The organism is Martelella sp. FLE1502, from assembly GCF_053484255.1.
The window spans coordinates 373,667-387,262 of the sequence record NZ_JBAKFQ010000001.1 but is presented as its reverse complement, the minus strand read 5'-3'; the positions used below and the strand labels follow the sequence as shown (position 1 = coordinate 387,262).

Below are 13,596 nucleotides of genomic sequence, written 5' to 3'. Positions count from 1 at the left end.
TCGGTTTCTCACTTGCCAGTTTGCGGCGCGTAGCACCTGTCATGTTCATGCGGCCTGCCTCGCCTTTGTGCCGGTGGCCCGGGCGTAGGGCATAAGCGCCGCGTCGATCGCGGCAAGGCACAGATCGCGCGCGCGCGGCGCGACCCTGCCGGTCACCACATCCGGATAGATCCGCGCCATGTGCTGGCTGATCAGCGTCTCGGGGATGTCGCCGGCAAGGCGCGCAAACAGCGCATCGATTGCCGTTGCCGCTTCCTTTTCCGGCCAGTAGTAGCGGATCCGGTCGCTGTAGCTGAAATGGCGCTGCAGCCGCTGTTCCGCATCCGAGCCGGTATAGTGGGAGCGCCAGTGTCCGGGTTTTTCCAGCATCAGGCTCTCCATGGCGGTAAACAGCGGTCCGTGGCCGTCCGTGCCATCAAGCGTGGCCGCAATCGCGTCGAGACCGTAAAGCGCCTCGCGCAACGCAAAGGTCAGGCCGGGGCCGACCTTGAGGATCGCGAAGCCGTCATCGACCAGCTGCGTCAGCGCCTCCACCGGCTGGTAGTCGGTGGAGTGGGCCTCGTAGACCAGGCCGGGCAGGTCACTGAGCGCCCCGACCAGCGCACGGGCCCGCTCGGGCTTGTAGATCGCCACATTGGCGTTGCCGAACTCGACGCCCGGCTGAACGACGATGCCCACCACGCGGTCCAGCGCTTCGGCAATGCCGGCGCCGGCGAAAGCATCGCGGTGAACGGCATAGGTGTTCTTCACGGCCTCGGCATCGGTCGGCTCGATGTCGTCAAGGGCATGGGTTGCGCCGCCCGGCGGCGGCACCTCTGTGCCGATGATATAGACCGGTGGGCGATGGCCTGCGGTTTTGGCTGCCGCTTCGGCGACCTTTGCAAGCCTTGCTGCGCGTTCGGCCGTCAGCTCGTCAGCAAGGGCAGCCGGCTCACCGGCGCAACCCATCGAGGTGTCGAGGTGGAGCTTCTCGAAACCCGCCGCGGCGTAGGCTGCGATCATGGTTTCGGCCCGCGCCATCGCGTCTTCGGCTGCGAGGTTCTTCCACGGGTTGGGTCCGAGATGGTCGCCGCCGAAGATGATGCGCTCGACCGGAAAGCCGGTGGTGCCGGCGATCTTTTCGACAAAGGCGCGGAAATCCCGCGGCGTCATGCCGGTATAGCCGCCGTCCTGATTGACCTGGTTGCAGGTGGCCTCGATCAGCGCGACCGCGCCATCGGCAGCGGCACGCCTGAGTGCTGCCTCGATCACCAGCGCATGGGCGGAACAGACCGAGGTGATGCCGCGCGGCAGGTTGCCGCCGCGCTCGCCGAAAAGGCGGGCGAGCGCGGCATGGCGGTTTTGTTCGACAGGCTCGGTCATGCGAGCTTCACCACCTTGGTGAGATGGCGCGGGGAGACGGTGTCGAGACCCTTCATCTGCGCCACCCGCTCGCCGAGGATCTGCAGCGCCGGCAGCACGGCAAGCCCCGCAAGCGAAAGCCCGGTGTCGAGATCGAGCGAGAGATCGCCCGGCCCGCCGAGGCCGATCACCACCGCGCCCTTGTCCTGAAGCTCCTTGACCACCTTGGCCTCCTCGGCCTTCTGGTCGGAATAGAGCATGATGACGGCGGTCTCCTCGCTGACGAGGCTGATCGGGCCGTGGCGGTATTCCAGCGGGTGGAAGGCCTGGGTCACGGTCTGGCTCATCTCCATCAGCTTCAGCGCGCCTTCGAGCGCGATGCCGTAGAGCGGCCCGCCGCCGAGGAAGACGAAATGCGAGCGGTTCTCGATCAACTGCGGAAGGGCTGCGTCGAGGTCGTCCATCAGCTTGCGGGCGGTGTCGATGATCGCGGTCGTCATGTCCTGGCCGATCATGCGCTGGCCGAGCAGCAGCATCAGGCTGGCAGACACCGACATCACGATGCCTTCGTCGGGATGGGATGGCGAAACCACCAGCGTATCGCAGTTCTTCGCAAGCGGGCTTTCCGGCTCGACGGTAATGGCGGTCACATGGGCGCCGGCGGCGCGGCTCGCCTTGGCGGCGGCCACCGTTTCGGTGCTTTCGCCGCTGCGCGACAGGGCGATGATATGGGTATTCTTCCAGTCCGGGAAGAAGGCCTCCGGACGGCTCAGCCATTCGGCGCCCGGAACCGCGATGGCGGCACGGCCGGCGAGATTGAAATAGGCCGCAAGCGACAATGCGAGGTTATAGGATGTGCCGCAGCCGACGATGACGGTCAGCGATGCGTCATGCGAACCGGGTTTCCAAGTGATCGCCTTTTCCCAATAGGGGAATTGCTCGAAAATCACTTTTTCAGTCGTGTTCATGTTGTCTCCGGTTTATTTGACCGAGCCTGCCAGCAGACCGCTGACGAGGTACCGGTTCAGGAAAATGACGACGAGGGCGGGGATGATGATGGCAACGGAACCGCTTGCCGTGATCAGGCCGTAGTCGACGAAGTTTTTTGTTACGAATTCGGGGATCAGCACCGTCAGCGGCTTGGTTTGCGCCGGCGAGAAGATCAACGGAATGAGGTACTGGCCCCAGGCGCCGAGGAAGGTGAGGATGGCGGTTGCCGTCAGCCCCGGTCCCGCCAGCGGCAGCACGATATTGAAGAAGATGTAGAGCCGTCCCGCGCCATCAAGCTGGGCCGCTTCCTCAAGTGCGATCGGAAGCGACTCGAACACGCTTCGAAGCAGCCAGAGCGACAGCGGCAGATAGGCCGACACATAGATCAGCGCGATGCCTGTATAGGTGTCGATCATGTGCAGGCTGATCAGGATCCGGTAGAGCGGGATCAGTACCGCATAGGCCGGGATCGCAAGCGTGGCCACCACCAGGATGAACAGAGTCTTGCGGCCGGGGAATTCAAGCCGGGTGAAGGCATAGGCGCCGAGCGCGGAGATCGCCACGCACAGCACTGTCGCCAGCGCCGAGGTCACGATGGAGTTGAACAGCGCCGCGCGGAACTGCGCCCAGACCTCGACCCCGCCGATGCGATCGATCCCGATGCCGAAAATGCGGGCGAAGTGATCGAAGGTGATGTTTTGCGGGAAGAAATGGATCGGACGGGCCGAGAAATCCTCGGTCGGCGTCAGCGCGCTGGCGAAGGTCCAGTAGACCGGCCCCAGCGACCAGATCAGCAGCACGGCAAGGCCGGCCCAGATCATCATGCGATAGGCAAGAGACTGTTTCATCAATCATACCGAGTGTTGCGATAGACGCGGAGTACATAGACCAGCGACACCAGAAGCGAGACGAAGGTAATCGTCAGCGAAAGCGCCATGCCGTAGGAAAAGCGCAGGTTCTGGAAGGTCTCGAGATAGATCTGCACCAGCACGGGCCGTGTTTCGAGGCTAGCGCCGGCGAGAACCCATGCCTCGTCGAAAAGGTTGAAGGCCTGCACCGTGGCGTTGGTCATCGAGACCGCGATCGCGCTACGCACCAGCGGGAGGGTCACCAGCGTCAGCATCTGAAAATTGGTCGCGCCGTCTATGCGGGCGGCCTGATAGAGATGGTCGGGAATACTCTGCATGGCGGCGAGCACGATGACGATCGTAAGCGGCATCATCCGCCAGACATGGACCACGGTGACCGCCATGATCGCGCTGGTGCGGTCGTTGAACCAGATGTGGTTTTCGAAGGGCAGGCCGAGGGAGGTCAGGATGCCGTTCAAAAGGCCGGCGCCGGGCTGGTAGATCCAGAGCCAGATCACCGCGTTGACCACGCCGGGCAGCGCCCAGGGCAGGATGACGGCGGCGAGAATCCACTGGCGTCCGACCTTGACCTGGTTGATCAGGGCGGCGGCCAGCACGCCGAAAACGGTCTCGGCGAGAACGGCGAGGATCACATAGGAAAATGTGTTCATCCAGCTCATGCCGAGCTGTTTGTCGGAGAGCATGCGGGTGTAATTGGCAAGGCCGACGAAGGGCGTGCCCGGCTGCATCGGATTGACGCGGTGCAGGCTGTCCCAGCTCGTGACCAGCATTGGATAGAAGACCAGCGACGCCATGGTAATCAGGATCGGCGCGGCCAGAAGCAGGCCGAGCATGGTATCGGCATTGAAGCCGATACCGCGCTTGCTTCGCATTGTGGAGGCGGCAGATGTCATTGGGCCATGGCCTGTTCGGCGGCGTCGGCAATGTTCTGCATCGCCTGTTCAACAGTGATCTGGCCCTTGGCGGCGCTGTTGATCGAGGTATTCACGGCGCTCGAAAACTCCGGATACCACTGCGGCGTGCCCTGCTGGAACAGCGGTTCGACCGTGGTCGACTGTTCGACGAGCACGTCGCCCGAATGCATCACGCCGGTCTCGTTGACGGCCGAAAGGACCGAAGTGCGGGTCGGCAGGAAGCCGTTCGTGTAGTTTTCTTCCTGGAAGTCCTTGGAGGTGAACCACTTGATGAACTCGACCGCCGCTTCCTTGTTCTGCGAACTGTTGGGAATGCCAAGCGCTTCCGGCAGACCGAAGCTGCGGGTCTCGCCGCTTGCCGTCGGCACCAGAATGGCCTCGACCTCGCCGGCGACCTTGGACTGATCCGGATCGTTCATCTGGCCGAGCCGGCCCGGTTCGCCCGAGATCATCACGCTGGTCTGGCCCTGCGAGAACATGCTGTCATTGATCTGGCTGTCCGTCAGGCTGACCGACGCGGGGTCGACGAGGCCCTCGTCCAGCAGCATCAGTTCGAATTCCAGCGCCTTGTAGCCGGCGGAATCCGGCGCGGTGAACAGCGGCTTGAAATCGGCGTCGAACAGTTCGCCGCCAAAGGCCTTGGTCAGCAGATACCAGCTCGTGGATGCGCCTTCGGTCGCCGAAAGCGGCAGGCCGATCGGATATTCGACGATGCCGGCTTCCTTGATCTTCCTGGCGTCGGCAACGAGTTCGTCCAGCGTCCTCGGCGCTTCGGTGATGCCGGCTTCCTCAAATTGCGCCTTGTTGATCAGCATGACGCGGAAGTCGTTGGTGTAGGGGATGCCGAGGATATCGCCGTCGACGGTGAAGATCTTGGTAACGCCGATGTCTTCCACCGTGGCGGGGTCGATCACGTCATTGAGCGGCATGTACCAGTCGGCGGCGGCGAACTGGCCGGTCCAGGACCAGTCGAATTCGGTCACATCGGCGGGCGCGGTGCCGGCAACGAGGCCGGTAACGAGCTTGAGGCGGATATCGTCCCACGAAAGGGTCTGCAGGTCGACATGGATGCCGGTGTCTTCCTCGAAGTCGGCGGCGATATTGGCGCCCTGCGGGGAGGGGAGAAGCACCGTGATGGATTCGCCGGCAAGCGGCTTGGCGTCATCGGCCATCGCCGGGATGGCGAGCAGCATGGCTGTCGAGGTTGCGAGTGATAAAAGCAGTCTGTTCATGTTCCCGTCCTGTATTGGTTTTTGGAGAGTTCAATCCGTCCCGTTTTGGGCGGAGGCGATTTGCCCGACAAAGCCATCTTCGAGCGGCCAGCCGAGACATTGGGCGGCCGCCAGCAGCGCGCCGCCAATCGGGGAAAGTCGGGGTTGAACCGGCGCGCGGCCGATCCGACGCGTCAGCGCTTCAAGCAGCACCGGGCTTGCGAATGTGCCGCCGGCATAGGTCCAGTCGGCATCGCTCGCGCAGTGCGGAGCGATGGCCGTGAAATGCCGCGCAAGATCGTCGGCTGCCTGTTCCATCAGCGCGTTTGCGCCTTCATCGCCCGTGCGGGCCACGCCGTCGACCACTTCGGCAAGGGCAGCGATACCGGCGCGCGGTCGTTCAAGGCCGGTCACCCAGCCGCCGAGTGCGTTCATCGGGTCGGACCTTTCGAGCGAAAGGGCGTCAAACACCGCGTCGGTCAGCGCGGTCGGTTGCGCTCGTCCGTCGATCGCCTGGCTGACGAGGCTGAGCGCGGCGCGGCCGATAGCGTAAGCGCTGCCCTCGTCGCCGATCATGTCGCCCCAGCCGCCGACGCGGGCTGAGCGGCCATCTGCATCGCGCGCCCAGGCCATGGAGCCGGTGCCGGAAAGGATGAGGATGCCCGGACGGCCGGACAGTGCGCCGAAATGGGCGGCTTCGACGTCGTTCAGCACATGTCGTTTCGCCGCCGGGAAGGTCTCGGCAATCGCCTGTTCCTGAAGGGCGGAGAGGCGGGCCACCTCGCCATAGGCGGGCAGCGCGGCTGCCACCGCCTTGATATCGGCAACCTCGGTGAAGGGCTGCAGCACGGCGTCGAGAACCTCGCGCCAGCCGGGGTTATCCATCGGATTGACGCCGCCGCCGCGCGCTGTCTTCACGATCCGCCCCGTCCTGTCGGCAAGCGCCGCCAGCACCTTGGTGCCGCCGCCGTCAATGCCGAGGATCAGGCCGTCGGTCATCCGTTCGCTCCCGCCTCGACGATCGTGTTCTCGATCCCGTTGTCGCCGAAATGATCGCGCCATTTCTGCGAAATGGCGGAATTGGTGATGACGTGAGCTTCGGTGAGGGGAGCGACCTTGTAAGTTGCCATCGTGTCGAACTTGGTGGCGTCGGCCAGCACGAAGCAGCGCGCCGAGCGGGTCAGCATGCGCCGGTTGAGGTGGGCCTCGCCATTGTCGATGCTGTAGATCGCGCCATCGGAGCCGATCGCGCTGGCGCCGAGGAAAAGCTGATCGAACCAGATAAGGTCGAGCATCGCTTCCGCCTGCGGGCCGACCAGCGAGGCGTTTTCGCTGCGCAACTGGCCGCCGAGCAGCGTGACTTCGAGATTTGGAATGTTCAGGAATTCCTGCGCGACAATCAGGCCGTTGGTGAAGATGCGCAGCGGGATAGGGCTGATGCGGATCAGCCGGGCAAGCTGCAGAACCGTGGTACCGGCATCGAGGAAGATTGCGGAGCGCGGCTGCAGCGTTTCATAGGCTGCCGTGGCAATTGCCCGCTTGGCGGCGAGATTGCGCTTCTCGCGGGCCTGGAATGCCATTTCGACCGAGGAGCCTTCGGCAATGCGCGCGCCGCCATGGACCCTGACGATCGAACCTTCCTGCTCGAGAATCTGCAGATCGCGGCGGACGGTGGCGAGCGAGGCGCCGATCGCATCCGCCAGATCCTGGATCGCGGAAAATCCGTTCACATAGAGATGGCTGCGTATCGCTTCGAGACGATCGACCTTGACGCCCTGTGGCTGTGACATCCGCATTCCCCTTGTTATTTTCGATCACAATGATGATCGAAACGATCATTGTCAATCAGTTTTATGATTTATTATGATCGAAAAGCCGGCGACATTGCTGTCGCCGGCTCAGACTGCTGACAAAGCCCCAAGCTTTGACCATCGTCTGTCATCGGCCCTTCATTCTTGCGTCATGCTCGGACTTGATCCGAGCATCCAGGCGGTTAAGCTACTGAAATTGCTAAACTCTATAACCAGCCCTTGCCGGGCGGCCTGGATCCTCGGGTCAAGCCCGAGGATGACCCGGAATATGGGAGACGCTTCTCAAAAAGCTGAGCCGGCGACATAGCTGTCGCCGACTTCGGGAACCGAATGGAATGGTCGTGAATAGCGATATCGCGGCATCGCCTCCCACTCTGCCGTCATCCCGGCTCAAGGCCGGCATGACGGAGGTGAGGAGGGCGCAGCCGGTGTGCACGCGTCTAGCTATAGGCCGGCAGCAGGTCCCCGTGCCGCTCGATCAGCCCGTCGACCAGTTTCCAGATTTCGTCCGGGGAAAGCTCGGCCGATGTGTGCGGGTCGAGCAGGGCGGCCTGATAGATGCGGTCGCGGTCTTTGGTCAGCGCGGCCTCTACCGTCAGTTCCTGCACCGAAATGCTGAGTTTCATCACCGCCGCGAGCTGGGTCGGGACCCGGCCGATCCGGATCGGCTGAATGCCGTTATGGTCGACATGGCAGGGCACTTCGACGATGCATTCGTCCGGCAGGTTGGAGATCAGGCCGTTATTGGGCACGTTGCCGTAGATCAGCGCCGGCTTGCCGGTGACGGCGGCATGGATGATGCCGGCGGCATATTCATTGCTGCGGCAGACCTCGATCGGCCTGTCGCCCTCGAGTTCCTTGCGCAGCGCATGCCATTCGGCGATCTGCTCCTTGCAGCGGCGAATATATTCGTCCAGCGGAATGTTGAAACGGTCGATCAGGTCGTTCCGGCCATCCTTGATGTACCAGGAGGTATATTCCGAGAAATGCTCGCTGGATTCGGTGACGAAATGGCCAAGCCGCTTCAGCGCGTCGAAGCGCACGCGGTCTTCGTCCGGCACCTTGCCGTCCGCGAGAAGCTGGCGCAGGCGCGGATAAAGGTCTTCGCGCGAACCGTCGGCATGCAGCTTCTCGTATTTCAGGAAAAACGCGATGTGGTTGATGCCGGCCGAGAGATAGTTGATGTCGGCCACATCCTCGCCGAGATAGGAGGCGAGCTGGCCGGCGGTGTGCTGCACGCTGTGGCAGAGGCCGACGGTGCGGATTTCCGGCGCGATTTCCTTGATCGCCCAGCAATTGATCGCCATCGGGTTCACATATTGCATCAGAAGCGCGTTCGGGCAGACATCCTCCATGTCGCGGCAGATCGCCTCCAGCACGGGAATGGTGCGCAGCCCGCGGAAGATGCCGCCGATGCCGAGCGTATCGGCGATGGTCTGGCGCAGGCCGAACTGTTTCGGCACGTCGAAATCGGTGACGGTGGCCGGCTCATAACCGCCGACCTGCATCATCAGGATCACGAAATCGGAGCCCTTCAGCGCCTGGCGCCGGTCCAGCGTCGCCTCGACGCGGATATCGGCAAGGCCGAGCGCCTCGCAGATGCGGCGGGTGACGATTTCGGAGGTCTTCAGCCGCTCGGAATCGATGTCGAACAGGCTGATGGCGATTTCGCCGGGGAGATCGGAGGACAGCACATCGCCGAGAATGTTCTGGGCGAACACGGTGCTGCCGGCGCCGACAAGGCAGATTTTGGTCATGGTGGGTTCCTTTCTTTTCGGCGAAGCTATATCTCCAAAACAAGATTTTCTTCCGGTGTTAATATCGATTAGTCCGGGATTGGAGTGGCGAGCGATGACCGCGGACAATAATGAGGTGGATGACCTGACGCTGGCGCGCGGCGATTTCATGATCGAGCGCCATATCGCGACCGCCATGCCGGCGGCCCACTGGCACGATCATGTCGAGCTCAACCTGCTGCTTGAAGGCGAGATGACCTACCTCTTCAACGGTCGGCGGGAAGAGGTGGAGGCGGGCAGGCTGGTGCTGTTCTGGGCCGCGATCCCGCACCAGACCATTGCTGTCACCGACAACGCAGCCCTGATCGTCATATACCTGCCGCTCGCCGATTTCCTGGCGCTGCCGGTTGATCGCGACGCGCGGCGCTTCACCATGCAGGGCGGGTTTTTGACCGACCCTGCCGCCACCGGCCATGACGGTGCCGTCGCCGCGCGCTGGGTGGAGGAGTGGAGCAGGGGTGGGCCGCAACGCAGGAGCCTGCTGCGGGAGGAAATCGCGCTGAGGGTGCGCCGTTTCATCCTCGATTGCGCGGAAGGCGACCGTTTGTCAGGCGGGGAGGCGGGGACGGCAGCGGTCGCCGCCGCCGTGCGTCATGTCGAGGCGCTGACCGATCTGGTAAACAGTCATTACGGCGAGCCCGTTTCAATGCCGGATCTCGCCGCCCGCGCCGGCATCCATCCGAGCACCGCCAACAAGGCCTTCCGCGATGTGCTGGGCCTTTCCGTGAACGAGTATCTCACCCGCTACCGGGTGGCGCGCGCCATGCAGAAGCTTGTCGATACCGAGGACCCGATCCTCACGATCGCCTATGATTGCGGGTTCGGGTCGAGCAGCCGGTTCTACGAATTGTTCAAGGCGCGCACCGGCCAGACCCCGTTTGCCTTCCGCAGGGCGCTGTCACGCAAAGGGCGAGACGGGCGTTGAAAAGCCCCGGCGGACGTTCCGACGGGGCTTTTCTTTTTACTGATTGGCCTTGATCTCGAGATTGAGAAGCTGGGGGATGGCCTTGGGCGCGGCGGCGCCCGCCATTACCACCGCCAGCACCGGCATCTGCATCTGCGGCTTGATGCTGACCGAGAAGTTCTGCGGATTGGCCAGATAGGCATCGACTGCGGACGAGACGGAGGCGGCAAGGTCAGGCATTTCCAGCCCGGCGAGCCCCGCTGTCATCTGCCCCTTCCACTCGGTGATCAGCGCATCGGTGGAAACATTCTTTTCCTTCGCGATCGTCTGGACCAGACGATTGGTGATGCTGTCATCGGTGAACTTGATCGACAGGCCGCTGACTCCGATGGTCTGGCCGAGCTGCATCAATTCAGCCTGGTAAGGATTTTCCTGCTCCGGCGCGGCGCCGTCCGAAGCGGCATCCTCCATCTCCTCGCTCTGGGCGATCTCGGAAATCTTCTGAAGCGTCTCCAGCGTTCCCAATGTGACGCCAGTCAGCTCCATTCCGAAGTCGAGCGTGCCGACATTTTCCGTGGCGAGGCTGTAGGTTCCGACATTGAGATCGCCCGATTCCAGATCCCAGTTGTTGCTGACCGTGAAGGTGGATGTCGTCCGCAGCAGATCGAGCTCTTCCAGCGTCGCGCGGGCGTCGGGCTTCAGGTCGTCGACCTGCGAAAGGTCGAGCGAAATCCCGGTAACATCCGCGAGATAATCGGCCTGGGTCCGCGCGTCGTTGAAATGCTGCTTGGCGGAAGCATCATCGATCGTCAGCAGCTTGTCGCCGTCGATGGTGACGGTGATGTCCTTGACCTCCGTGCTTTCGCCATAGCCCCAGCCGGAAAGAACGGCGAGATCGGCGCTGGCGGGGACATGGATATTGGTTTCAGTGAACGAGGCGATGGCGATTTCCGCGTCTTCCATCGAGAAGCTCATGTCGGACGCCATCGACTTGCCGATCATGTAGCTGCCGTCGGCATTTTCCTGAACGTCTTCAAGGTTGAGCGTGATCGGCGCCTTCTGCTTGAACTCGTCCATCTCGTCGCCTGCTCCAGGCAAGGGCGAAAACTCCATGCCGGAGATCGTCACGCTGCCGTCCGAGCCTTCCTCGACGCTGTCATAGGTGAAGGTCATGTGCGACTGTTTTTCGGTGACCGCTTTCAGCTTGGCCATCAGATCGTCGGTATCGAGAGCAAATGCGGGAGCGCCCGATGCGGCCAGGAAACTGCCTGCGAGAAGAAGCTGCGTGAGACGTGATGTGGGCATGAAGTGCTCCCTGAAAATTGGATGTTGCGTTGCGGTTTATTGGCCATATAAGGCCGAATTGCAATTTTGCTATGAATGCCCGGTGAATGCGGCGCGTTTTCCCTTGTTTTCAGGGGATTGCGGGCAGCCGCGCCTTGCGGGCAAGGGTTGTATCCTCTAACAGAAACCCATGGGAAAAGAAATTACGCCGCCTGAAAATGGCGATGGACATATGGATGCCGTGGATCTGCGCAAGGCCCTTGAGGAACGCTACCTCGCCTATGCGCTGTCGACGATCATGCACCGGGCGCTGCCGGATGTGCGCGACGGGCTGAAGCCCGTGCACCGCCGCATCATCCACGGCATGAGCGAGATCGGGGTGCGCCCGAACGCGGCCTACAAGAAATGCGCTCGTATTGTCGGCGATGTCATGGGTAAGTTCCACCCCCATGGCGACGGCTCGATCTACGATGCGCTGGTGCGCCTGTCGCAGGATTTCGCCCAGCGTTATCCGATGGTCGACGGCCAGGGTAATTTCGGCAATATCGACGGCGATAGTGCGGCCGCCATGCGCTACACCGAGGCGCGCATGACCGATGTCGCGGCGCTGATGCTGGAAGGCATCGGCGAGGACGCCGTCGATTTCCGCCCGACCTATAACGAGGAGGACGAGGAGCCGGTGGTGATGCCCGGCGCCTTCCCGAACCTGCTCGCCAACGGTTCCACCGGCATCGCCGTCGGCATGGCGACCTCGATCCCGCCGCACAATGCCCATGAGCTGTGCGAGGCGGCGATCTACCTGATCAAGCATCCGAATGCCTCCGTCGAGGACATCATGACGTTGCCGGATGCCGACGGGCCGAAGGCGAACATGATCCAGGGCCCGGACTTTCCGACCGGCGGGATCATCGTCGAGGATTTCGCCTCGATGGTCGAGACCTACAAGACCGGCCGTGGCGGCTTCCGGCTGCGCTCGCGCTGGGAGAAGGAAGATCTCGGCCGCGGCAACTATCAGATCGTCGTCACCGAAATTCCCTATGGCGTGCAGAAATCGCGGCTGATCGAGAAGATCGCCGAACTCCTGATCGCCCGCCGCCTGCCGCTTCTGGAGGATATCCAGGACGAATCGGCCGAGGACATCCGCGTCGTTCTGGTGCCGAAATCGCGCGCCGTCGACCCGGCGCTGCTGATGGAATCGCTGTTCAAGCTCACCGATCTCGAACAGCGCTTCTCGATGAACATGAATGTCCTTTCGCAGGGCAAGGTGCCGAAGGTGATGGGCCTTGTCGACGTGCTGAAGGAATGGCTCGGCCACCGCCGCGAGGTGCTGCAGCGCCGCTCCCGCCATCGCCTGGCCGCGATCGACCGCCGGCTTGAGATTCTCGGCGGTCTGCTGGTCGCCTATCTGAACCTCGACGAGGTGATCAAGATCATCCGCGAGGAGGACGAGCCCAAGGCGGTGATGATCGCCCGGTTCGAGATCACCGATGTCCAGGCGGAAGCGATCCTCAACATGCGGCTGCGCGCTCTGCGCAAGCTGGAGGAAATCGAAATCCGCAAGGAATTCGATGCGCTGACGGCGGAGAAGGCCGATATCGAGGCGCTGCTCGCCTCCGAGGAAAAGCAGTGGCAGACGGTCGCATGGGAAATCGGCGAGGTGAAGAAGACCTTCGCCAAGGCCACCGAACTCGGCCGCCGCCGCTCGACTTTCGATATCGCGCCCGACACCGATGTCGAGGCGATCCAGCAGGCGATGATCGAGAAGGAGCCGATCACCGTCGTCATCTCCGAAAAGGGCTGGATCCGGGCGCTGAAGGGCCATGTCGACACCTCCGGCGTGTCGTTCAAGGAGGGCGATGGCCTGAAGCTCGCCTTCCCGGCGCAGACCACGGACAAGCTTTTGATCATCACCACCGGCGGACGCGCCTTCACGCTCGGCGCGGACAAGCTGCCCGGCGGGCGCGGCCATGGCGAGCCGCTCAGGATCATGGTTGATATCGATGCCGACCAGGATGTCGTCACCGCCTTCGTGCATGAGGCGGGCCGCAAGCAGCTGATCGCGTCCACCGCCGGCAACGGCTTCATCATCGAGGAAGACCAGATGGTCGCCAACACCCGCAAGGGCAAGCAGGTGATGAATGTTTCGGCCAAGGACGAGGTCAAGCTTTTGACGCCGGCATCGGGCGACCACATCGCGGTCATCGGCGAAAACCGCAAGCTGATCGTGTTCCCGATGTCGCAGGTTGCCGAGATGGCGCGCGGCAAGGGCGTGCGCCTGCAGCGCTACAAGGATGGCGGCCTGTCGGATGCGAAATGCTTTGCAATCGCCGACGGCCTTAGCTGGACCGACAGCGCCGGCCGCACCCATATGCGCACCGCCGATGAACTGCTCGAATGGCGCGGCGACCGCGCCATGGCCGGCCGCATCGCGCCCAAGGGGTTCCCGCGGAACGGCAAGTTCAAGGGGTAGGGCCCC

At 62.8% G+C, this 13,596-nt stretch carries 11 protein-coding genes; 2 read left to right on the top strand and 9 right to left on the bottom strand.

What is annotated here, in order from left to right; translation table 11 throughout:
* Nucleotides 1-45: 45 nt before the first annotated feature.
* From V6767_RS01810 to melA, 8 genes are all read right to left on the bottom strand, one after another.
* Nucleotides 46-1,362 carry a D-tagatose-bisphosphate aldolase, class II, non-catalytic subunit gene (locus V6767_RS01810; protein WP_448471836.1) on the bottom strand — a complete coding sequence of 439 codons (1,317 nt, stop codon included), beginning with the start codon at nt 1,360-1,362 and terminating at the stop codon, nt 46-48.
* The gene (locus V6767_RS01805) at nt 1,359-2,309 is read right to left on the bottom strand and encodes an SIS domain-containing protein (RefSeq protein ID WP_448471835.1); all 951 of its coding nucleotides are present in this window, start codon (nt 2,307-2,309) and stop codon (nt 1,359-1,361) included. The genes V6767_RS01810 and V6767_RS01805 overlap by 4 nt, the downstream gene beginning before the upstream one ends.
* A gap of 12 nt (nt 2,310-2,321) precedes the next feature.
* Entirely contained in the window at nt 2,322-3,155 is an 834-nt protein-coding gene (locus tag V6767_RS01800; RefSeq protein WP_448471857.1) for a carbohydrate ABC transporter permease, read from the bottom strand.
* Nucleotides 3,156-3,178: 23 nt separating this feature from the next.
* Nucleotides 3,179-4,093 (bottom strand): carbohydrate ABC transporter permease, encoded by a 915-nt coding sequence (locus V6767_RS01795; protein ID WP_448471834.1) that lies wholly within the window; start codon nt 4,091-4,093, stop codon nt 3,179-3,181.
* Entirely contained in the window at nt 4,090-5,346 is a 1,257-nt protein-coding gene (locus V6767_RS01790) for an ABC transporter substrate-binding protein (protein ID WP_448471833.1), read from the bottom strand. Before V6767_RS01790 ends, V6767_RS01795 begins: the two co-directional genes overlap by 4 nt.
* A gap of 30 nt (nt 5,347-5,376) precedes the next feature.
* Nucleotides 5,377-6,324, bottom strand: a complete 948-nt coding sequence (locus V6767_RS01785) for an N-acetylglucosamine kinase (RefSeq protein WP_448471832.1) — start codon at nt 6,322-6,324, stop codon at nt 5,377-5,379.
* A complete protein-coding gene (locus V6767_RS01780) occupies nt 6,321-7,115 on the bottom strand; it encodes a DeoR/GlpR family DNA-binding transcription regulator (protein ID WP_448471831.1) in 795 nt (264 codons plus the stop codon). The genes V6767_RS01785 and V6767_RS01780 overlap by 4 nt, the downstream gene beginning before the upstream one ends.
* A 461-nt stretch (nt 7,116-7,576) precedes the next feature.
* Nucleotides 7,577-8,893 (bottom strand): alpha-galactosidase, encoded by a 1,317-nt coding sequence (gene melA, locus V6767_RS01775; protein WP_448471830.1) that lies wholly within the window; start codon nt 8,891-8,893, stop codon nt 7,577-7,579.
* A 94-nt stretch (nt 8,894-8,987) separates the two neighbouring features.
* Here melA and V6767_RS01770 point away from each other — a divergent pair, with 94 nt between their 5' ends.
* Nucleotides 8,988-9,857 carry a helix-turn-helix domain-containing protein gene (locus V6767_RS01770; protein ID WP_448471829.1) on the top strand — a complete coding sequence of 290 codons (870 nt, stop codon included), beginning with the start codon at nt 8,988-8,990 and terminating at the stop codon, nt 9,855-9,857.
* A gap of 36 nt (nt 9,858-9,893) precedes the next feature.
* Here V6767_RS01770 and V6767_RS01765 read toward each other — a convergent pair whose 3' ends face one another.
* Nucleotides 9,894-11,141, bottom strand: coding sequence for a hypothetical protein (locus V6767_RS01765; RefSeq protein ID WP_448471828.1), 1,248 nt, complete (start codon nt 11,139-11,141; stop codon nt 9,894-9,896).
* Nucleotides 11,142-11,310: 169 nt separating this feature from the next.
* Between V6767_RS01765 and parC the strand changes: the two genes are divergently transcribed.
* Nucleotides 11,311-13,590, top strand: coding sequence for a DNA topoisomerase IV subunit A (gene parC, locus V6767_RS01760; RefSeq protein WP_448471827.1), 2,280 nt, complete (start codon nt 11,311-11,313; stop codon nt 13,588-13,590).
* Nucleotides 13,591-13,596: the final 6 nt, after the last annotated feature.

Excerpts from the sequence above, each read along its gene's own strand:
- V6767_RS01810 (WP_448471836.1), bottom strand. The coding sequence starts at position 1,362 with ATGACCGAGCCTGTCGAACAAAACCGCCATGCCGCGCTCGCCCGCCTT.
- V6767_RS01805 (WP_448471835.1), bottom strand. The coding sequence starts at position 2,309 with ATGAACACGACTGAAAAAGTGATTTTCGAGCAATTCCCCTATTGGGAA.
- V6767_RS01800 (WP_448471857.1), bottom strand. The coding sequence starts at position 3,155 with ATGATGATCTGGGCCGGCCTTGCCGTGCTGCTGATCTGGTCGCTGGGG.
- V6767_RS01795 (WP_448471834.1), bottom strand. The coding sequence starts at position 4,093 with ATGACATCTGCCGCCTCCACAATGCGAAGCAAGCGCGGTATCGGCTTC.
- V6767_RS01790 (WP_448471833.1), bottom strand. The coding sequence starts at position 5,346 with ATGAACAGACTGCTTTTATCACTCGCAACCTCGACAGCCATGCTGCTC.
- V6767_RS01785 (WP_448471832.1), bottom strand. The coding sequence starts at position 6,324 with ATGACCGACGGCCTGATCCTCGGCATTGACGGCGGCGGCACCAAGGTG.
- V6767_RS01780 (WP_448471831.1), bottom strand. The coding sequence starts at position 7,115 with ATGTCACAGCCACAGGGCGTCAAGGTCGATCGTCTCGAAGCGATACGC.
- melA (WP_448471830.1), bottom strand. The coding sequence starts at position 8,893 with ATGACCAAAATCTGCCTTGTCGGCGCCGGCAGCACCGTGTTCGCCCAG.
- V6767_RS01770 (WP_448471829.1), top strand. The coding sequence starts at position 8,988 with ATGACCGCGGACAATAATGAGGTGGATGACCTGACGCTGGCGCGCGGC.
- V6767_RS01765 (WP_448471828.1), bottom strand. The coding sequence starts at position 11,141 with ATGCCCACATCACGTCTCACGCAGCTTCTTCTCGCAGGCAGTTTCCTG.
- parC (WP_448471827.1), top strand. The coding sequence starts at position 11,311 with ATGGGAAAAGAAATTACGCCGCCTGAAAATGGCGATGGACATATGGAT.